The 20,539-nt window shown below is 62.0% G+C and carries 16 protein-coding genes; 9 read left to right on the top strand and 7 right to left on the bottom strand.

All coding sequences use genetic code 11. The annotated features are described in order from the left end of the window. Window positions 1–13: 13 nt before the first annotated feature. The 3 genes from lysS (at window position 14) to AC061P_RS12360 (ending at window position 2,018) form a co-directional block, all read left to right on the top strand. Window positions 14–1,513, top strand: a complete 1,500-nt coding sequence (lysS, locus tag AC061P_RS12370; RefSeq protein ID WP_480391337.1) for a lysine--tRNA ligase — start codon at window positions 14–16, stop codon at window positions 1,511–1,513. Window positions 1,514–1,518: 5 nt separating this feature from the next. Then, the gene (locus tag AC061P_RS12365) at window positions 1,519–1,731 is read left to right on the top strand and encodes a hypothetical protein (RefSeq protein WP_480391336.1); all 213 of its coding nucleotides are present in this window, start codon (window positions 1,519–1,521) and stop codon (window positions 1,729–1,731) included. Window positions 1,732–1,829: 98 nt separating this feature from the next. Further along, window positions 1,830–2,018, top strand: coding sequence for a hypothetical protein (locus AC061P_RS12360; protein ID WP_449647542.1), 189 nt, complete (start codon window positions 1,830–1,832; stop codon window positions 2,016–2,018). A 53-nt stretch (window positions 2,019–2,071) separates the two neighbouring features. Here the strand turns inward: AC061P_RS12360 and AC061P_RS12355 are convergent, their stop codons facing one another. Then, window positions 2,072–3,094 (bottom strand): LacI family DNA-binding transcriptional regulator, encoded by a 1,023-nt coding sequence (locus AC061P_RS12355; protein WP_480391335.1) that lies wholly within the window; start codon window positions 3,092–3,094, stop codon window positions 2,072–2,074. 233 nt (window positions 3,095–3,327) lie between these two features. Between AC061P_RS12355 and AC061P_RS12350 the strand changes: the two genes are divergently transcribed. The 5 genes from AC061P_RS12350 (at window position 3,328) to AC061P_RS12330 (ending at window position 10,747) form a co-directional block, all read left to right on the top strand. Beyond that, on the top strand, window positions 3,328–5,367 hold the full coding sequence (locus AC061P_RS12350) for a beta-galactosidase (RefSeq protein WP_480391334.1): 2,040 nt from the start codon (window positions 3,328–3,330) through the stop codon (window positions 5,365–5,367). Then, complete coding sequence (locus AC061P_RS12345) at window positions 5,364–6,296, top strand: carbohydrate ABC transporter permease (RefSeq protein WP_480391333.1); 933 nt, start codon at window positions 5,364–5,366, stop codon at window positions 6,294–6,296. Before AC061P_RS12350 ends, AC061P_RS12345 begins: the two co-directional genes overlap by 4 nt. After that, on the top strand, window positions 6,296–7,174 hold the full coding sequence (locus tag AC061P_RS12340; protein WP_449647538.1) for a carbohydrate ABC transporter permease: 879 nt from the start codon (window positions 6,296–6,298) through the stop codon (window positions 7,172–7,174). The genes AC061P_RS12345 and AC061P_RS12340 overlap by 1 nt, the downstream gene beginning before the upstream one ends. Window positions 7,175–7,254: 80 nt before the next feature. Further along, entirely contained in the window at window positions 7,255–8,586 is a 1,332-nt protein-coding gene (locus AC061P_RS12335; RefSeq protein WP_480391332.1) for an ABC transporter substrate-binding protein, read from the top strand. Next, the gene (locus AC061P_RS12330; protein WP_480391331.1) at window positions 8,570–10,747 is read left to right on the top strand and encodes an alpha-galactosidase; all 2,178 of its coding nucleotides are present in this window, start codon (window positions 8,570–8,572) and stop codon (window positions 10,745–10,747) included. Before AC061P_RS12335 ends, AC061P_RS12330 begins: the two co-directional genes overlap by 17 nt. Window positions 10,748–10,771: 24 nt before the next feature. Here AC061P_RS12330 and AC061P_RS12325 read toward each other — a convergent pair whose 3' ends face one another. The 6 genes from AC061P_RS12325 to AC061P_RS12300 are packed head-to-tail and all read right to left on the bottom strand — an operon-like array spanning window position 10,772 to window position 19,105. Continuing rightward, entirely contained in the window at window positions 10,772–11,728 is a 957-nt protein-coding gene (locus tag AC061P_RS12325; protein WP_449647535.1) for a pirin family protein, read from the bottom strand. Between the two features lie 35 nt (window positions 11,729–11,763). Beyond that, entirely contained in the window at window positions 11,764–12,915 is a 1,152-nt protein-coding gene (locus AC061P_RS12320; RefSeq protein WP_480391330.1) for a peptidase C39 family protein, read from the bottom strand. Between the two features lie 42 nt (window positions 12,916–12,957). Next, window positions 12,958–14,589, bottom strand: coding sequence for an ATP-binding cassette domain-containing protein (locus AC061P_RS12315; protein ID WP_480391329.1), 1,632 nt, complete (start codon window positions 14,587–14,589; stop codon window positions 12,958–12,960). After that, window positions 14,586–15,443: an ABC transporter permease gene (locus tag AC061P_RS12310; RefSeq protein WP_480391328.1), complete on the bottom strand. Its 858-nt coding sequence runs from the start codon at window positions 15,441–15,443 to the stop codon at window positions 14,586–14,588. The genes AC061P_RS12315 and AC061P_RS12310 overlap by 4 nt, the downstream gene beginning before the upstream one ends. Next, on the bottom strand, window positions 15,440–16,429 hold the full coding sequence (locus tag AC061P_RS12305; RefSeq protein ID WP_480391327.1) for an ABC transporter permease: 990 nt from the start codon (window positions 16,427–16,429) through the stop codon (window positions 15,440–15,442). Before AC061P_RS12305 ends, AC061P_RS12310 begins: the two co-directional genes overlap by 4 nt. A 3-nt stretch (window positions 16,430–16,432) precedes the next feature. Continuing rightward, window positions 16,433–19,105, bottom strand: coding sequence for an ABC transporter substrate-binding protein (locus AC061P_RS12300; RefSeq protein WP_480391326.1), 2,673 nt, complete (start codon window positions 19,103–19,105; stop codon window positions 16,433–16,435). A gap of 178 nt (window positions 19,106–19,283) precedes the next feature. Here AC061P_RS12300 and AC061P_RS12295 point away from each other — a divergent pair, with 178 nt between their 5' ends. After that, on the top strand, window positions 19,284–20,396 hold the full coding sequence (locus tag AC061P_RS12295) for a hypothetical protein (protein WP_449647529.1): 1,113 nt from the start codon (window positions 19,284–19,286) through the stop codon (window positions 20,394–20,396). Window positions 20,397–20,539 lie beyond the last annotated feature (143 nt).

Genomic DNA, 20,539 nt, shown 5'->3' with positions numbered 1-20,539 from the left:
TACGATTGAGGGCGTGAATGACGCCGCAAACGCTCCTGACCCTACCGAAGCCGAAGTTTCTGAACAGAAAGCTGTTCGGCTTGAGAAGCGTCAGCGACTCATCGATTCTGGGGCAGAGGCCTACCCCGTAGGTGTCGCAATCACCACAAGCATTCCCGCAGTGCGCGCAAAGTACCCCGACCTTGAAACGGATGCCACCACCGGTGACATTGTTGGTCTTGCTGGGCGCATTGTGCACTTGCGCAACACCGGCAAGCTATGCTTCGCCTCGTTGCAGGCCGGCGATGGCCAGCGAATCCAGGTCATGGTCTCTCTCGGAGAAATTGGCGAAGAGTCGCTCGCGCAGTGGAAAGACCTTGTCGACCTCGGTGATCACCTCTTCGTCAACGGCGAGGTCATCTCCAGCCGTCGCGGTGAGTTGTCCGTCATGGTCAAGGAATGGAAGATCGCCGCCAAGGCCGTGCTTCCCCTGCCCAACCTTCACTCCGAGTTGAGCGACGAACAGCGTGTTCGTAGCCGCTACCTTGACCTCATTGTTCGCGACCAAGCCCGCTTCACGGTGCGCGCTCGTGCCAAGGTCAACGCGAGCCTGCGCGCCACATTCGCCGCGCACGACTACCTCGAAGTCGAAACGCCGATGCTGCAGACGATGCACGGTGGAGCGTCTGCTCGCCCCTTCGTCACGCACTCCAACGCGTTCGACACCGAGCTGTACCTGCGCATCGCTCCCGAACTGTTCTTGAAGCGTGCCGTCGTTGGTGGCATCGAGCGCGCCTTCGAGATCAACCGCAACTTCCGCAACGAGGGTGCTGACTCCACGCACTCGCCCGAGTTCGCGATGGTCGAGGCCTACCAGGCTTACGGCGACTACAACCAGATGGCAGACCTCACGCAGGAGCTCGTTCAGAACTCCGCCCTTGCGGTCACCGGCTCGACACTCGTCACGCTCTCCGATGGCACCGAGTACGACCTCGGCGGCGAGTGGGCACGCATCTCGATGTATGACTCCCTCAACGAAGCAGCCGGCCTGAGCGTCACGCCGCAGACTCCCACTGACGAACTGAAGGTGCTGGCGGATGCCGTCGGCATCGCGGTCACCCAGCCCACCCACGGCAAGTACGTTGAAGAGCTGTGGGAGCACTACGTGAAGCCGGGCCTCGACCGCCCGACCTTCGTCATGGACTTCCCCGTCGACACGAGCCCGCTCGTGCGGGACCACCGCACCATCGAAGGTGTCGTCGAGAAGTGGGACCTCTACGTTCGTGGCTTCGAATTGGCGACCGGCTATTCCGAGCTCGTTGATCCCGTGATTCAGCGCGAACGTTTCGTGGAACAGGCACTCCTTGCCAGCCAGGGTGATGTTGAAGCCATGCGCCTCGACGAAGACTTCATCCGCGCGCTCGAGCACGGCATGCCGCCGACCGGTGGAATCGGTGTCGGCGTCGACCGCCTGCTGATGGCTATTACCGGCCTCGGCATCCGCGAAACCATCCTGTTCCCGTTGGTGAAGTAGCAGCGATGACTGAATCTGAGAAGCCTGTGACGCCAAACAACGCTGTGACGCCAAACAACGCTGTGACGCCAGACAACGCTGTGACCCCAGATGGTGCTGCTGCGCCAAAAAAGTCGACGATCACACCGATGCGCATTGCGCTGTGGGTGCTGGTTGGTGGCGTCGGTATCTTTATGGTGGTCACAGGAATCGTCGGCGTTCTTGTGAAAGCGCAGTAGTGGACCGCAAATCCTCCCGCCTCATCATGACTGTGACTCTGGTGGGACTTGTGATCCTCATCGCCATCGTCACCTTCGTCAACGGTTAGGCTGAACAGGTGCCTCAAGAATTCTGGTCGAACGCGATCTTCTCCGTCATCCCGACGCTTGCCGTTGGCGGAATCTTTTGGATTGTCATGGCAGCGATCCTTCGCTCCGACCGCACAGAACGAAACAGCTACGCCAAGATCGAAGCAGAAGAGCGTGCCAAGGCCGCCGCTCGCGTCGACGCGTCGCCCCTGTCCTGAGCTTATGGAGCTTGACCCCGCTTGAGTCGAACGGTGTGTAGGCCGAGCCGCTCTTAGATCGAGCCGCGCAACTTGATTTTGGTTGGCAAGATACGCCCAACAGTTTCTGGTGTCACGCCATTGACGAGGTCGAGCACCATCGAGGCAGCCTCGCGGCCGAGGAGGTCGGCTGGCTGACGCACTGTCGACAATTGCGGCTGGCAGCGCATGGCCCAATCGCTGTCGTCAAAGCCCACGATCCCGACGTCGCCCGGCACCGTGCGGCCACTCTCGCGAAGCACATCCATTGCGCCAGCAGCGACGGCATCGGATGCCGCGAAGACACCATCAATGTCACCAGCCCGCGCGAGAAGAGCCTTCATTCCCTCAACGCCACTCGTGCGCGAGTAGAGCGGGAAGTCGACAACCAAACTTTCGTCGAAAGCGGCACCCATGGCATCCCGAAAGCCAGCGAGGCGTTCGCTACCGGAGTCACGGTCGAGGGCGGCGGCGATCATGCCGACCCGCTTGCGGCCCGTTGCTAAGAGTTCTCGAGTGATATCTCGAGCTGCGCTGCGGTTGTCGATGCCGACGTAGTTCATGTGGGGGGCACTTTCGGGGTGGCCGACGAACACGGCGGGGAGGCCGATGTGCGCGATGGCATCGGCGATGGGATCGTGTTCGCGAGCGGAGACGATGACGGCGCCGTCAACGAAGCCGCCTCGAAGGTAGTCGGCGATGCGGGTGCTGTCGCGGTCGGAGCCGATGATGAGGCACACGAGTTGATAGTCCGCTTCGGAGAGTCGTTCGTTGGTGCCGAGCAGAATTGCACCGATGTTGGGGTCTTCGAGGAAGACGGAGTGGGGCTCGTGCACGATGAGCGCAATGGCTTTGGATCGTTGTGTTGCCAGGTTTCGTGCGGCCATGTTGCGCACATAACCAACTTTGGCGATGGCTTTCTCGATTGCTTCGCGGGCAGAATCTGAAACGTAGGGTTCTCCGTTGAGCATGCGGGAGACGGTGCCGCGTGAAACGTTCGCCTCCGCTGCGACATCGAAGATTGTCGCGCGACGCGGTCGGGTACCCAGTCTTGCCATGCCTCCATGCTAGCGCTCACTGGCGTCGGCGTTCGCCCGCCATTCCGGGGCTGTTCACGTTCACAGACACGCCGAAAGCTTGACACTTCGATCCGTCCTCGCTTAGTCTGTGCACGCTCCCAGAAAATCATCGAGATTCTTTGGGGTCGCGTTCTGTGCACGTTCACAGAGAGCGTCCGCAGAAAAAAGACCCGCTGCACAAGCAGTCGAGTCAGAGGCCAAAGGAGGCACGAGTGACCACACCCCGCGCAGATCGCGTCGCGAGCTGGTCACCCGATTCCCTAGTGCTCGGTTGTGACTACAACCCCGAGCAGTGGTCAGAAGAAATCTGGCATCAGGACATCGCCCTCATGCAGGAGGCTGGGGTCACCCTCGTAGCGATCAACATCTTCGGCTGGGCCGAGATTGAGCCGCGACAGGGACAGTACAGTTTCGGTCGCCTCGACACGATCATGGATCTGCTGCACTCTGCCGGCATCCGCGTCAATTTGGGCACAGGAACCTCATCGCCTCCCGCGTGGCTCACCACCGCTCATCCCGATATTTTGCCCACCGCAGCCGACGGCACGCGACGCTGGCCGGGCGGCCGTCAAGGCTGGTGCCCCAGCTCACCCGAGTTTCGAACAGCAGCTCTCGGTCTCGTGGCCAAGGTGGCTGAACGGTATAGCTCGCACCCCGCGCTCGCCCTCTGGCACGTTTCTAATGAACTCGGATGCCACAACGCCTACTGCTACTGCGATACTTCCGCGGCCGCGTTCCGCGAATGGCTTCAGGCCCGCTACTCAACGATTGAGGCGCTCAACGTTGCGTGGGGCACCGCATTTTGGAGCCAGCGCTACAGCGAGTGGCGACAGGTTCTGCCCCCGAGAGCAACACTCTCCTCCGCAAACCCAGCCCAACGAGTCGACTTTGCTCGCTTCAGTTCGGATGTACTGCTCGACTACTACCGGGGTGAAGCAGCGCTGCTCCGATCGGTCAGCACGATTCCCGTCACCACAAACTTTATGGTCACCGCTCACATCCGCAGCCAAAACTACTGGCAGTGGGCGAGCGACATGGATGTCATCGCTAACGACCACTACCTCGATCACCGACTGCCGCATCCGGTAAGTGAACTGTCGTTTGCAGCCGACCTCACTCGCGGACTCGCGCAGGGTGAGCCCTGGATTCTCATGGAGCAGGCCAGCAGCGCAGTGAGCTGGCAGCCCCACAACCTCGCCAAACAGCCGGGCGAGATGTTGCGCAATACGTTGACTCATGTTGCCAGGGGTGCAGATACTGTCTGCTTCTTCCAGTGGCGTGCGTCACGACACGGTGCCGAGAAATTTCATTCGGCGCTTCTTCCTCACGCCGGCACTGACACTTCGATTTGGCGTGAGACCCTCGACCTGGGTGCGAAACTCCACGCGCTCGAGTCTCTCGCGGGCACTCGGGTCGAGGCATCAGTCGCACTTGTTTTCAGTTGGGAAGCGTGGTGGGCCGCCGAAGGCGACTCGCAGCCCTCACACGATGTGCGCTACCTCGATCAAGTGCACGCCGCCTACGAAGCGCTGCGCGCCAACGGAGTCACCGTTGATGTTGTCGCTCCCGGAGCTCCGCTTGACGGCTACACACTTGTTGTTGTTCCTGCCCTGTATCTCGTCGACGACACCAGTGTCGACGTCATTACGGGATTCGTGGAGGCCGGTGGCGTGGCTGTCGTCACGTTCTTCTCTGGCATCGTTGATGAGACTGACGGCATCCGACTCGATCCAACCGGCGAGACCCCTCCCGGTGCGTTCCCCGCCCTCATCGGTGCGTGGACCGAACAGTTCTTTCCCGTCACGCCCCACACCGAGCTTGTGCTCAACGACGGCGGCCGTGCGGCAACCTGGGCCGAACATGTGCGCCCAACCACAGCGGATGTCGTAGCCGAGTTTGCCAGCGGCCCGGTGCCCGGTGGGCCGGCCATCACTCGCAACAGCTTCGGCGCGGGAACTGCCTGGTATGTGGCTACCGCGCTCGACGAGCCCAGTTTTGCTGACCTGATGGGCCGCGCTCTCAACGAGGCTGGAGTCGAGCAGCTTGATCTTCCTGCTGGAGTCGAAGTGGTCACGCGATCGAACGATACGGATCGGTTCCGCTTTGTGATTAACCACAGCGCTCACGAGATCTCTTTCCCCGCCGACGGCACAGAATTGTTGACGGAAACTATGGTCACAGGTTCGGTGACCGTTCCCGCTGGTGGCGTTCGCGTCATCCGCCTGACTGTCGAAGAAGGAGCAACGCGATGACTACAGACATTGCCACGCCCGCACCATCAAAGAGGGCGGTGACGAAAAAGGTTCGCCGCGCCACCAAGGCCACGAAGAACCGTGGAGCGGTGCTGTTCTTTATCGCCCCGTTCTCGGTGCTGTTCGGCCTGTTCTACATCTTGCCGATCCTGGTCGCGATCTATCAGTCGCTGCTGACGGTTGAACGCGAAGGCACGTTCGGAAAGCCCACGGAGGTGTTTGGTGGCTTCGTGCAGTACGCCCGAGTGTTCCAGGATGACGCTTTCTGGTCATCCATTCTTCGAGTGCTCACCTTCGGTGTCGTGCAGGTGCCGATCATGCTCGGCCTCGCGTTGCTGCTCGCACTGCTGCTGGACTCCCCACTCGTCAGGGGCAAGCGCTTCTTCCGCCTCGCGTTCTTCGCACCGTATGCCGTTCCCGGTGTTATCGCGGCGGTCATGTGGGGCTTCCTTTACTCGCCCAAGCTGTCGCCGTTCACTGCGATCACGAGCGAAATCAACTTCCTCGGCGCCGACCTCGTGCTGTGGGCCATCGCTAACGTCGTGACGTGGGTGTTCGTGGGCTACAACATGATCATCATCTACTCGGCATTGCTCGCGATCCCCAGCGAAATCTATGAGGCCGCTCGCCTCGACGGAGCTTCTCAGGCGCGCATCGCCTGGTCGATCAAAATCCCGCTAATCACCCCGGCGATTACGCTCACCGCCATCTTCTCCATCATCGGAACACTGCAACTGCTCGCTGAACCTCAAGTGTTCAAGAGCTTCACCTCGGCCGTGACCAGCACCTTCACCCCCAACTTGCTTATCTACTCGACAGCATCGGTGCCGAATGTGAACCTCGCTGCCGCTTTCTCGGTCGTGCTCGCGCTCTTCACTTTCGCGCTCTCGTTCACCGTGCTCAAGTTCACCCAGCGAAAGGCTGACTGATGAGTACCACGACAACTTCCGTGAAGAAGCACAACGGTCCTCGCGAAAGCCTCTTCTCCCGCGCGGGCGCCATGCTCGTGATGGCCATCTGCACCTTCTATTTCTTGGTGCCGATCTGGTGGCTCTTTGTGGCCGCAACGAAAGACCGCGCTGACTTCACAACGAGCGCACCGCTCTGGTTCGCTGACTTCAACCTCATCGAGAACATCGGCAACCTAGCGGCCTATCGCGACGGCGTCTTCTTCCGCTGGATGCTCAACAGCGTGCTTTACGCCGGCGCGGGTGCTGCCATCGCAACACTCTTTGCAACGATGATGGGCTACGCGCTGGCGAAGTACAGCTTCCGTGGCCGCGAAACGCTCTTCAACGTTGTGCTCGGTGGCGTGCTGGTTCCCGCAACAGCCCTAGCGCTTCCGCTGTTCTTGGTCTTCAGCCAGGTCGGCGCAACCAACACGTTCTGGTCGGTGTTCCTGCCCAGCATCGTGAGCCCGTTCGGTGTTTACCTCGCTCGCATCTATGCGACCTCGAGCGTGCCGGATGAGCTTGTTGAAGCTGCCCGTATTGACGGCTCGGGCGAGGTCCGCACCTTCTTCACGGTTGCCACTCGACTGATGACGCCAGCAATGGTCACGATCTTCCTCTTCCAGTTCGTCACGATCTGGAACAACTTCTTCCTCCCGCTCATCATGCTGCGGGACGAGAAACTGTTCCCCGTCACGCTTGGCCTCTACATCTGGAATAGCCAAGTCAGCCAGATCCCCGAAATTCGGGCGTACGTGATCATCGGTGCACTGCTGTCGATCATCCCGCTCATCATCGCTTTCCTCAGTCTGCAGCGCTTCTGGCGCAGCGGACTAGGAACGGGCGCAATCAAGTAGTCGCCCTCTCGACCACTCGGCTTACCCCGAGGGAAACCCCGCACCACAATCACAATCACAATCACAAGGAAGGTAATCGCATGGCTAATCGCATAGCTCGCGCTGGAGGAGCATTGGTGCTCGTTTCCGCGCTCGCACTCTCAGCATGCTCAACCGGAGCAGGCACAGACGGCGGCACTGACGCCGCCGCGTGCGCCCCATCAGATGGACCCGTAACCCTGAGCTTCACCACTTGGTTGCCCGGCATGGAAGACGCCGTCGCTATCTGGAACGAGAAGAACCCCGACATCCAGGTTGAAGTTCAGACCGGACCAAACGGTAACGGCGGAACGTACAACAACTTCTTCAACCAGATTGAAGCAGGCAACGCTCCTGACCTCGGCCAGATCGAGTACGACGCACTGCCCAACTTCCGCGTGCAAGACGGCGTCGTCAACATCGCCGACTGTGCCGGAGTGCTGGATGCTCAAGACCAGTTCATCGACTGGACCTGGAGCCAGGTCACTTTCGGTGAAGAGAACGCTGTGTACGCAGTGCCGCAGGACACCGGCCCCGAGGGTCTGTTCTACCGCGCTGACCTGTTCGAGAACGCCGGAATTGCGATCCCGACCACCTGGGCAGAGTTCGAAGAGGCAGCCAAGGCTGTTCGCGCAGAGGGTGGCTACATCACCAACTTCTCGCAGAGCGACATCAACGCGTTCGCTGGTCTCGTCTGGCAGGCTGATGGCCAGTGGTTCGAGAACGACGGTGAAGCGTGGAATGTAACTCTCGACTCGCCCGAATCGATCAAGGTTGCCGAGTACTGGCAGAACCTGATCGACCAGGACCTCGTTGCTGTTCTCCCGCCGTGGACCGATGAGTGGAACAACGGCTACAACTCGGGCGACGTCTGGAGCTGGGTTTCCGCAGTCTGGGGAGCAAACACCATCACGAGTGGCGCTCCTGACACCGCAGGCAACTGGGCTGTAACTCAGATGCCGCAGTGGAACGAAGGCGAATCAGCTGCCGGCAACTGGGGCGGATCGAGCACAGCAGTTCTCAAGGGAAGCGAGCACCCCTACGAGGCTGCACAGTTCGCACTCTGGTTGAACACTGACCCAGAGGCACTGTCGAGCATGAACAAGACGGCAAACATCTACCCGGCAACGAAGACTGGTGGCGACCTGCCCGCATTCTCCGAAGGCCTGGACTTCTACGGCGGACAGAACATTTATGACGTGTTCGCTGCTGCTGGCGCCGAGGTCAACCCCAACTTCACGTGGGGCCCGACCATGACGCAGACCTACACGGATGTTGCTGACGGATTCTCCGCCGCAATCTCCGGTTCGGGCACCCTCTCGGAGGCCCTGACCAACGGTCAGCAGAAGACAATTGACGCCATGAAGGCTGCCGCGATTGCCGTCAACGAATAACACGAACGACATCGTTCACCTCCGTGCCGCGGGCACCAGCTTCGTGCTGGATGCTCGCGGCACGGGCGTGCCGTCGATCACGCACTGGGGTGCAGACCTCGGAGAACTTGACCCTGCCCAACTCGCAGCACTCGCTGATTCACGCGAACGTGCCGTCGGGCCGAGTTCCATCGACGAACCCTTCCGGCTGAGCATCGTTCCCGTGCTCGCCGAAGGCTGGACCGGGTTGCCGGGGCTTGAAGGTCGCCACGACCAGCGGGCAGATGCCAGCCGTGCGCGAGTACGTCGGCCTGCGCTGCGGACCGAGAGCATCGCGCATCCGGAGTCTGGGCGAATCACGGTCACGCTCGTTGACTCGAGCGATGTCGAGGCGGATGCTGTGGCCCTGCGTTTGACGATCACCTTTGAGTTGGCTGCCTCCGGAGTGCTGCGCAGCCGCTCGCACCTCACCAACATCGCCACCGAGACTTTCGAGCTCTCGTCGTTGGCCGCCATTCTTCCGCTCGCGCCCGTTGCGCGTGAGCGACTCGACTTCAGCGGAATCTGGGCGGCCGAACGCCAACCTCAGCGCTCCGCCATTGACTACGGAACCTGGTTGCGTGAGTCGCGTCACGGTCGCCGTGGTCACGACGACTCCTACCTCACGGTGACGGGCACACCCGGTTTCGGCTTTCGCCACGGCGAGGTCTGGGCGATGCACCTCGGCACGAGTGGCGACGCGAGCGTGTGGATTGACCGCACAGCGCTCGGCGTTACGACCGTGGGCGCCGCTGAGCTTCTTGCCCCCGGCGAAGTGCGGCTGGCAACCGGCGAGACCTACGAGTCACCGTGGGCCTACGCGGCCTGGTCGGATGCGGGACTCGACGGACTGAGCGACCGGTTCCACGAGTGGTTCCGTGCCCTGCCCGCGCACCCATCGTCACCGCGACCGCTCACCCTCAACACGTGGGAAGCCGTCTACTTTGACCACAACCTTGAGCAGTTGGCGGCGCTCGCCGATGCTGCTGCCGACGTTGGTGTTGAACGCTTCGTTCTCGATGATGGCTGGATGACCAACCGCACCGACGACAAGCGTGCCCTCGGCGACTGGACGGTGGACGCCACGGCATCTCCCGAGGGTCTCGCTCCACTCGTTGATCGGGTGACAGCCAGCGGGATGCAGTTTGGCCTCTGGGTCGAGCCCGAAATGGTGTCTCTCGACTCGGATCTTGCGCGCGAGCATCCGGAGTGGATCCTTCGCGACGACGACCGCCCGCTGCCGAAGTCGTGGCGCGATCAGTTCGTGCTCGACCTCGACAACCCTGCCGCCTTCGCCCATGTGCGCGACGCTATCAGCGCCCTTCTCGATGAGTATGCAATCAGCTACCTGAAGTGGGACATGAATCGCGACCTGCTCGGCGGCTCGGTGCACCGTCATGTTGCCGCGACCTATCGCCTGATGGACGATCTGCGCGAGCGGTACCCGCACGTCGAAATCGAGTCGTGCGCCTCGGGGGGTGCCCGGGTGGATGCCGGAGTGCTCGAGCGCGTGCAGCGCGTCTGGCCATCCGATACCAACGATGCGCACGACCGTTTCTCGATCATGCGCTGGACGAACCTGCTTGTGCCGTTCGAATACCTAGGCTCACACGTCGGCTCTTCGCCAGCGCACACCTCGGGGCGTTCGCTGTCTCTCGGCTTCCGTCTCGCGACCGCCCTCATGGGGCATTCGGGAATCGAGTGGGACCTCACCGCCACAACCGCTAAAGAGCGGGATGCCCTCCGAGTGTGGGCAGGCGCCTATCGTTCGCTACGCGATCTCATCCACTCGGGCCGGGTCGTTCGCGGTGAACTCGCAGTGGCCGAACCCGTTGTGACGGGCATCCTCGCGGAAGATGCCGCCGGTCACGTGACCGAAGCTGTTTATTGGATTACGTGCCTCACGACGCCCGCGGATGCCGTCCCGACCGCCCAGCGTCTGCCCGGTCTCGAAGCGCACCGCAGCTACCGCGTCAGTGCCGTTGATGTTGGCGCGGCGGCGGCAACCTACCCCGGTACCGTACCAGCGTGGTGGCCCGATGGCGAAGTCGTTCTGTCGGGTGCGGCACTCGCATCGGTGGGCCTCCCGCTGCCGATTCTGCACCCCGACGAAGCACTCGTCCTTCGAGTGACCGCGGTCTAATCGCCCAGAAGTAGTCGCCCAGAACTAGTCGCGCGGTTTCAGTCTGATCGTCGGTAGTTCTGGTGCCGGTAGCGGGTGCCCGTCAAAGTTCTCGACGGTGCCGAAACGTCCAGCGGGGTTGCCGCCAGCAATCACGTCAGCCTGCCACTGCGCACGGAAGTCGACGATCTCGTCGTGGCTGCGCCCGATGAAGTTCCACCACATGATGATGGCTTCGCCGAGCGGTTCGCCACCCAGAAGCAAGAGCCGGGCATCCGTCGCTGCAGTGATCGTTAACTTGGTGGGGCCGGGAGCGAGATAGGCGAGGTGATCGGTGGGGGTCTGCACGCTGGCGACAGTCACGTCTCCGGCATCCACGAGCACACCGTGTTCGAATCCCGCGTTGACGGAAAGCGTGATGGTGGTGCCAGCCGGGATGTTGAGCTGTGCGCCCAGCAGGGGAGAGAAGACGTGCGCCGGTGAGGAGACCCCGGCAAGTTCACCGATAAACACACTGACGCTGGCCCCCTGATGATCGAAGGGGGTTGGTGCGAAATTTTCAAAAGTGGGGGCGGTGTCGCGGTGCGCGTCGGGGAGTGCAACCCACAGCTGGGCCCCGTGCAGCAGGGTCGGCTCGGCGGGCGAGACCTCCGAATGCGAAATGCCGCGACCTGCCGTCATGAGATTCAACTCTCCCGGCCGAACGGTCGCGAGACTGCCGACGCTATCGCGGTGCTCGATGTCGCCGGCAAAAAGCCAACTCACGGTCTGCAATCCCGTGTGGGGATGCGGCGGCACGTGCATCCGCGTGGACTCTGGCCCATAGTGGTCGACGAAACACCAACCACCGATGAGCGAACGGGACCGTTGGGGAAGAGTGCGTCGCACATTCATGGCACGCGGACCGCCGAGCGGTACTTCGCGCGGCGCAAGCAGTTGCACGCCGACCCCGTGCTGCGTTTCACACACCACCTCGGCGGGGTTCTCTTCAGGGTTGCTCACGGCGACTCCTCACCCGATCGTCACGTCGCTGAGAGCTAGCGTGCCACAAAAATCACTCCGCGATAAGCCGGGTCACCAAACGCGATCATCTGGTCGAGCACCGCCAGCGACACCGGTAGATCGTGAGAATCGACCCATGTCTCGCCCTGCTCGGCAGTGATCCACGGATCATTGAGCAGCACGGTGTCGCCCTTTACCGAGTGGGCAACGACCCAGTGCGGGGTAGACGCATCGTGCATGGGCTCTTCTTCAATCAACAGGATTGCGAGTTCGCCGCCCGCCACCCGCGCAGTGATCTGCTCGATCGATAGCGGGGCCGTGTGCTGCCGGATGCCGCGGCTCGCGGCCTCGGCCCGAGACTGTGCCTGCAACTGCTCCCGAAATGCGCGCTCTTCGCCCTCATACGTTTCGAGCAGCGTCGGTTCGGTCGTGTCGAGGTGCAGTTCGAGGGTGATGCCGGTCGCGGCCTGAGCGATCACATCGTGCACCGCAACAGCCAGACCGAGAGGTTCACAGGCCGGAAAATTGGTGGCCGCACGCCAGAAGGCAAGTTCGCGCTCGCGGGCATCCTCGTCTTCCGTGTCAGCAAACGGTTCAAGGCCGAGATGGCTGAGGGCCGTCATCGCGGCGACAGCACCACACGTGAACATCGTCGTCTGGCCGTAATAGCGCAATTGATCGTGCGGCCACGCATCATGCCACAGCACAAAACCACGAACCCCCTGCGTGCCATCAGCAGAGGAAATAGGGTCGCGCAATTCGGTGAAGCCGAGATCGTGAGCGAAACCGGGAAAGTCGGAATCCGCGGGGAGCTGCCATTTGAGGCAAGCGTCACCGCGAGCAACCGAAGCAGCGATGACCTGGTTGAGGAGCGTGCGGCCGGGCGCGTGCACGTTCGCCGCGTGCCTGTCCGCCGCGTCAGCGGGAGCGGCGCCAACCCAGAGGTCAACGAGCTTCGTGTAGCGAGTATTCGGGCGACCCGAGGTGAGGGCGGCGGCACTGCCTGCAGGGGAGTCGAGCATCCACACTTGGGGGTTGTACGGTTCGCGGTCACGTTGCCACTGGGCGGCGCGGTCGGCGCCGAGAGCGTGGATGAGGTGCTTGGGCAGGTCGGCTGGCGCTAGCCGCTTAACGGTTTCAGAACTCGCAGCGGTTGGCGAATCAGGGGCGGAAGTGGAGAGTTCCACGGGATCCTTTCGAGACGATTTCGACAGCTTGTGGCATCGATATCAGTGAGTGGGTGCTTCGTGAATGGACGCGGCAACGAGCGCCTGAGTGTAGGGATGAGTCGGGGTGTTGAGCACTTCGTGGCACCGGCCGGACTCGACAACTTCGCCATTGCGCAGCACATAGACCCGGTCGGCAAGCTGACGTACGACAGCGAGATCGTGGGAAATGAACAGGATCGAGAGCCCGAGATCGGCGCGCAGCTTGGCCAGCAGATCGAGAATCTGTTTCTGCACCGAGACGTCGAGCGCCGACACTGATTCGTCACAAATCAGAAGTTGCGGTTGCACAGCGAGCGCGCGGGCAATCGCCACGCGCTGCCGTTGGCCTCCCGAAAGTTCGGCTGGGCGTTTGCTCGCAAAGTCGGCGGGCAGCTCAACCAACTGCAGAAGCCCATTGAGGTCGGATGCCGGACGTCCCGCCACTCGCAACGCCAGCTTCAACGACCGACCAACACTGATCATCGGGTTTAGCGACGAATACGGGTCTTGGAAGACGATCTGCATTTGCTGGGGTGTCCGTGAATCACGGCCCGGTGCGAGAGCGACACCATCGAACTCGATCACACCGCTGGTTTCTCGTTCGAGTCCGGCAACACAGCGCGCGATTGTGGTCTTGCCCGAACCGCTCTCGCCGACAATGCCCACAGTCTCGCCGCGGCCAACGGTCACGCTCACCCCATGCAGCACGGCCTTATCGCCGAAGCTCTTGGTGATGTCGATGGCAACAACGAGATCGGCCGTTTGCGCTGCATCGCCGTCAGTAGCTGCACCGGATGCCGCACGCACGACCCCAGCCGAGCGGTCGGTCAACGAGGGGTCGGCTTCGATCAGCGCCCGAGTGTACGGGTGGCTTGGCGCATTGAGCACGGAGCTCGTGACACCGCGCTCCACAATGTCGCCGTGGCGCATCACGAGCACGTGCTCCGCACGCCCGCGGACCATTCCGAGGTCGTGCGAGATGAGCAATGCGGCCATGCCGCGCTTCTCTTGCAGACCGCGAAGCAGGTCGAGAATCTCACCCTGGTTGCTTGCATCGAGAGCCGTGGTTGGCTCGTCAGCAATGAGCAGTTCGGGGTCAGTGGCGAGGGCCGCCGCGATGGCAACCCGTTGACGCATTCCACCGGAGAGTTCGTGCGGGTAGGCGCGGGCGACATCCGCGGGCAGGTTCACCTCGGCGAGGCTTTGCGTGATGCGGGCGGTGCGTTCCTCGCGGCTGAGACGGGTCGCGCTCGCGGCATCGATCGTGATCCCGATTTGGGTGCCGCAGCGGTGCACCGGGCTCAGGCTCGTGAACGGATCTTGCAGCAGCAGAGAAATGCGGCGACCACGAGTGGCTCGCCAGACGGCATCCGTTGATGGCAGCTCAATCGTCGCGCTCGACAGCGCAATGGTGCCGCGTGCGGTGAAGACGGCAGGCAAAAGCCCGGCGATAGCTTTGGCGGAGAGGGTCTTGCCGGAGCCGGATTCGCCGATGAGGGCGAGAGTTTCGCCCGGGGCGATGGAGAAATCGAAGGGCGCGACAACGACACCGGCTGGCCCGTCGATCGTGAGCCCAGTGACGGTCACTTGGGCGGTGGTACTGCGACTGTTCCTGGCTGCAGCGGCAGTGTCAGCTACGTCGGTGTCGGTCATGAGCGTCCCGTTCGAGTCAAGTTTTGGCCAAGCCAGTCACCGACAAGGTTTGCCGCTGAGGCAACGCCGATGATGAGCAGAGCGGGAATAAGAACAGCCGCCGGATTGTCAATCATGATCGCGCGACCATCCGTGAGCTGACGGCCCCAATCGGCCGTGCCCGGCGCAACACCAACACCCAAGAACGACAGCGACGAGAAGGCGACAAGAGCAAACGCTACGTTGAGCATCGAGTTGGTGATGATCAACGACCACACGTTCGGCAGCACCTGCGTGAACATGATGCGCGTCTTCGAGAGCGACAGCATTTGGGCTGCCTCCACGAAGGGTCGCGCGGCCTGTTCCATAACCCCGGCGCGCACAATGCGGATGTCCGAGGGCGAGAACAGCAAGATCAGCAGCAGCACGGTCATCCAGTAGCCAGCGCCGAAGACGCCAGCGACCACGATCGCCGCCAGCAGCAGCGGAAGTGAGAAGAGAAGGTCGGTCCAGCGCCCGATGATGAAGTCGATGGGGCCACGCAAGTAACCCGCAACCGTACCGAGCAGAATGCCAAGAATCATCGACCCGAGTGCCACGCACACCGGACCAACGAGAGCGGATGCTGCTCCCGCGATCGTCAGAGCAAGCACGTCACGACCGAGTTCGTCGGTGCCGAGAAGGTGACCAGGACTGCCAGGGGGCAGGAGCGAATCGAGGATCGACTGGGCTGTGGCATCCGGGGCAATCAGATTGCCGAAGAGCACCAAGAAGGCGACGACTCCGAGTAGGGCGAGCGACAACCACACGGCGACCGGATGCCGACGGCGCGACCGCGGAAGTTTCGCTAAGACGATAGCTTCGGTGCTGCTCACTGAGCACTCTCCTTAGCGCGGATGCGGGGGTCGAGGAAGATGTAGGCAAGGTCGGCCAGTAGCGCGATGATCGCAATCGTCACGGCCACCAACAGGGTGAGGGCTTGCACGACGGCGATGTCCTTGAACAGCACGGAGCCTTGCAACAGAGTGCCGAGTCCTGGCAGGGCGAAGGTCGTTTCGGCCAGCACTGTGCCGCCGACGAGGAACGTCAACACAAGGCTCGCGCCGGTCACGATGGGGATGGCGGCGTTGCGCAGCGCGATCATATGCACTTGGCGGTCGGGCAACCCGCGCGCACGACCAAAGGTTACATAGTCACTTTCGAGTTCGCGCAGCATGGCCGTGCGGGTGAGCTTGAGGATGATCGCGCCAAGTCCGAGCGCCAGAGTGATGGCGGGCAGCACGAGGTGCCAGAGAGTGTCGAGGCCACCGTCGCCCGACCCATAGACAGGAAAGATCGGCAGGTAGAAAGCGAAGACATAGAGAAGGAGGAGGCCGACGGCGAACGTGGGGGCGCTGAGGCCGACGATGCCGAAGCCGGTGGCGAAACGGTCGATCCAGCTTCCCGAACGAACAGCGCTTTGCACGCCGAGCGGAACGGCGACGATCACAGCAAGGAGGAACGCGAGTCCACTGAGCGCAGCCGTGATGCCAAGGCGCGAGCCAATCACATTCGACACCGAATCTTGCAGACGAATGGACTGCCCAAAGTCACCGGTGAGGGTATTGCCCAACCAGATCAGGTACTGCATATAGAGCGGCTGATCGAGATTGTATTGCGCGCGGATCGCCGCCACAGCATCCGGAGATGATGGCCGATTGCCGAGCAGGTTCTTGACGATGTCGCCGGGGGCGAGATGCAGCATCGAGAACACGATGATGGAGAGCACCAGCAGGATGCCGATGGTGCCGAGCACGCGCGCCACAAGCATGCGGCCCAAGGACCGAGCGTGTGATGCGCGTGCAATCGGGGTGGTTGTCACAGATTATCCAGCGGGAGTGAGCAGGGTCGGCCACGACGAAATGAACGCGAATGAGCTGTAGTTGCTCATGTCGATGTCGTTCGAGAACGCGGTTGCGGATTGTCCCCACCAGAGCGGAACGCTGATGATGTCTTCTGCCTGCAGCGTTTCGGCCTCGATGAGGAGATCGATGCGGGCAGCCTGGTCGGTTTCGGCGCCGACACGTTCGAACAGCGAGAGAACTTCGGGGTTCTCGTAGTTCGAGATGTTGTAGTCGCCGAGCATGTAGGTCGAGACTTCGGCGGGGTCACCCAGTGTGGAGAAGTACCACATGAGGCCAACGCCGTAGCTGCTGTCTTGTTCGAGGCTCGCAAGCCATTCCTCGATCGGAACTTCGCGCACGTTCAGCGTGATGCCGATCTTGGAGAGGTTCTCGGCGAGCGACTGAGCGGCGGTGCCGAGTTGTGGCCCAGTGGAGGGGAACAGGATGTCGGTCTCGAAGCCATCCGGGTGATCGGAGGCCGCGAGTGCTGCGGCGGCCGCGTCGAGGTCGAACGGGTACTGCGGGATGGTCGAGAGCAGGTCGCGAGCATCGTCAGCGCTGTAGACGCTTCCGAGGGATTCGGGTGTAGCAATTGCGGTGGCTACTTCGCCATGACCGCGCAGCAACTTGTCGACGATCGTGGTGCGGTCAACACTGTGGGCGAACGCTTCGCGCACCTTCGGGTCGTTGAACGGCTCGAGCGCGGTGTTGAAGTACATGCCGACGTAAGAGAGGTCGTTGACGTAGTCGACGCGCATGTTGTTGAGGTCTTCCCACTGGGTCGACTGCGCGAGCGGAACGTTGAAGGCCACGTCGATGTCGCCAGACTGGGCGGCAAGAAGGCGAGTTCCCTCATCCGGAATGAACTTCACGTTGATGTTCTTCACTTCGGGGAGGTCGCCCCACCAGGTGTCTACGCGTTCGAAGTTCACGTGGGAGTCGGGAACAAACTCGGTGACCTTGTATGGCCCTGATCCGAGAAGCAGAGCGCTGCTCGTGCCGACTTCGCCGTTGTTCTCTTCCCAGAACTTTTGCGAGGTGATGAAGGCAGCGCCACCCGTGCTCATGTTGGCGGCGAATGCTGCATCGGGGGCCGAGAGGGTCACGGTGACTTCGAGATCGCCGGTCTTTTCGACGCTCTCCACGCCACCCAAGTAGTACGAGAGACCGGGCGAGCTGGTTTCGTCGCGCGCCTGCTCGAGGCTGAACACGACGTCATCGGCGGTGACCGGGGTGCCGTCTTGGAACATCGCATCGTCGCGCAGTTCGTAAACGTAAGTCACGTCATCCGGCTGGTCCCACGATTCGGCAAGGCCAGGCTGTAGGGCCCCGTCAGCGTCGATCGAGACCAGGCCTTCTTGAGTGATGGAGGCAATGTAGTAGTTGAGGATGCCGCTCTCGGCGCCAACGTAGAGGCTTGAGAGAGACCCAGGCAGGGCAACCGTGATGGTGTCAATGTTGCCATCGCCGGTGGGTGCGTTCGAGGTGGCGCAGCCCGCGAGCAAGAGGGCCGAGGCGGCGACGGCGACGGTGGAGGCCCGAGCCCCCTTGGCCAGGGTGGAGTTAGTAGATCTCATGCGAAGTTCGTGCCTTTCGGTGAGCGTTACAGGAGGGGTGAAGGGTGCGGATGAAAATTTCGCGCGTTGGAGGTGCGAGTGCTGTGACAGTGCCGCGCGATCACTGCTGGTTTTCCGGGCCACTTCTCGCATGGCGAGCAGCCGGAGTGCCACTGCGATGCTGGGAGTGTCGGCTGAGTCGTCGAGCGTTGTCGCATAGATGCGTCGACGAAGTTTGGGTTGTAAATCGAGGGCGACGACGCCGTCGGGCAGGGCTGTGGTGGCCAAGGCGAGTTCTGAGAGGAACGTCACGCCGATTCCGGATGCCACGAGCGCAAGCGCCGCGCCAGCTGTCGTGACATCGTGCCGCAGGGTGGGTTTCTCGCCGAGGGCGGTCGCGACGGTGACGAGTTGCGCGGTGCACGTTGCCGGGCCACCGATCCACGTAAACGGAAGAAGCGCTGCGACACTCGCTGACGCCCCGAGCTGATCGGCGGTGGCCCGAGGCACGATAGCGAGCACGTTCTCGGAGAGCAAGAAGCGCGAGCGCAGCCCTTCGGCGCTCGTGTGTGAGCTTGATGTGATGGTGTGGTCGCTCGCGTAGCGGTAGTCGAGGGCGATATCGGCGCGACCATCGGCAACAGCTTTGAGGGCGGCATCCGGTGCTGCTTCGCTGAATTCGACGTGGATGCCCGGAAACTCTCGATCGAGACGCGAGAGCAGTGGCGCGATGATGCTGGCGACGGCGGCGGGGAATGCGGCGAGGCGAACGGCGCCGCGGTCGAGACCGAGGTGCGCGGTGAGTTCGCTGGCGGCGGCAGTGATGGCGGCGTCGATGCGGGGCGCGTGGCGGGCAAGAAGGGCGCCGGCTTCGGTGAGTTCCATGCCGCGCGGGGTGCGAGCAACTAGGGCGATGTTCAGGCGGGCTTCGCTGCGCTTGAGCTGTTGGGTGATCGCGGGCTGGCTGAATCCGAGGCGACGGGCCGCGGCTGAAACGCTGCCGGTTTCGTGAATGGCAACGAGGATGCGCAGCATGTGGAGATCGAGCGCGCGCGTGAGTTCGTCAAGGGTGGCGGATTCGTGCGGTGCGTCCTGCATAACGACACCTTATGGCCAAACGCCCTCTATATAACGTTACAGAATGATTAACTTTGGCCAGGACCCAGAGAGCCATGTTTGGGGGAAGGCTGGGTTGCATCGCGAAACGTACTCTTAAACCGAGATCAGTCCTCGTGATTCGGAGCTATTTCGCGGGCCCGAAACGTAAGGTTGAATCATGACTTTTACTCGGCGGATCGTGAACGCTCTGGCCGCTGTCGCTCTGCTCGCACCAGTGCTAGGGGGATGCACCGTTGACGGTGGTGCAGAATCCGATCTCCGCATCGAAGGATTCTCGGAGTCGCAGCAGCGCGATTTCCTCCACAGTCTGGCTCAGATCAGAACGATTCCGGGAGTGGGCGAAGTGTCGTGGGTGGCAACCCCCGATAGCTTGTGGGAGAGCTACGCGACGATTGAGGTCGGAGTGAGCGAGGCATTCGCGGCTGATCGGCTGGGCACCGTCGCGGCGATGCTGAATCAGTTCGACGGCAACGGCAACGGGCCTGGGTTGCCAGTCTCGTTCAGCATTCGGCTTCCCGGTGACGATGACGGTGGCTTCACGGTGTCGGGCCTCGGCCTTCCTCGTGACACCGTCGTGGAGAACTATCGGTACTGGCGTGAAATCACCGCCGCTATGGAACTCGATGTGAGGATGGACCTCCAAGTGACCAACCTCGGCGATGTTGGCTACCTGCGGGTGCTCTCGGCTCCGTCCAATATGCATCCGCTTCAACTGCTGCACCACCTCTCTGACAATTACGACGCGCTCGCAGCACTTTCGCCCGTTGAGGGAAACCCGGGCGATGCGCTCTCGCGTGCCGGCAGGCAAAGTTTTGAGCTCTGGTCCTTCCCTGGACTGCAATCGTCAGGTTCGCTCCCACCGCGTGAAGTGGTGGACCTCAGCGAGGGGATCAGTAGGTTCTTCCCGTTGCTCATAAATGCGTGGCTCCCCTCCAACTCGAGTGGTGACACTAGCGACTTCGAGGGCGGAGGAGTGCGTTGGTCCGACGACGAAACGGCGCTGCAGGGTCGCGGGGTGGAGATTATCTCCAGCGAGTACCGCGAGGAGGATTGGCCTGCGATTGTCGCTGCTGCCGCACTCACTTCTCAGCTCGCGGGGATGGACTTCCGATACTTCTCATTCGACCGAGAGTTCTACTTCCACACCTCAACCTGCGAGGGAACCGTCCAGAAGACAGACGACGATCAAGCACTCTTTGACGCGGTGCAGGCGAGCGGCGTCACGCTGCTGGATGGCGCTGCCGCTGGACAGTGCATCCCTGACTTCTAAGTGAGTGCGAGTGATGTTCGTGGATCAGCCCCGGCCCCGGCGCGTGCATTCGTGAGCAGTAGCCCAGCACAGTCACGCCTAGGGCGAACACCGGACTATTTCACGATTTCACTGGTTAGTCTCTTTACATCGGTACCGAATTC

It is taken from the genome of Rhodoglobus sp. G.S.4, from assembly GCF_056619605.1.
Note: the sequence above shows the minus strand (reverse complement) of the source record. Positions and strands in the feature narration are given on the sequence as shown.

Bases quoted from the DNA above. Each gene is read 5' to 3' on its own strand.
- AC061P_RS12365 (WP_480391336.1), top strand. From the start codon at position 1,519: ATGACTGAATCTGAGAAGCCTGTGACGCCAAACAACGCTGTGACGCCA.
- AC061P_RS12355 (WP_480391335.1), bottom strand. From the start codon at position 3,094: ATGGCAAGACTGGGTACCCGACCGCGTCGCGCGACAATCTTCGATGTC.
- AC061P_RS12345 (WP_480391333.1), top strand. From the start codon at position 5,364: ATGACTACAGACATTGCCACGCCCGCACCATCAAAGAGGGCGGTGACG.
- AC061P_RS12340 (WP_449647538.1), top strand. From the start codon at position 6,296: ATGAGTACCACGACAACTTCCGTGAAGAAGCACAACGGTCCTCGCGAA.
- AC061P_RS12335 (WP_480391332.1), top strand. From the start codon at position 7,255: ATGGCTAATCGCATAGCTCGCGCTGGAGGAGCATTGGTGCTCGTTTCC.
- AC061P_RS12315 (WP_480391329.1), bottom strand. From the start codon at position 14,589: ATGACCGACACCGACGTAGCTGACACTGCCGCTGCAGCCAGGAACAGT.
- AC061P_RS12300 (WP_480391326.1), bottom strand. From the start codon at position 19,105: ATGCAGGACGCACCGCACGAATCCGCCACCCTTGACGAACTCACGCGC.
- AC061P_RS12295 (WP_449647529.1), top strand. From the start codon at position 19,284: ATGACTTTTACTCGGCGGATCGTGAACGCTCTGGCCGCTGTCGCTCTG.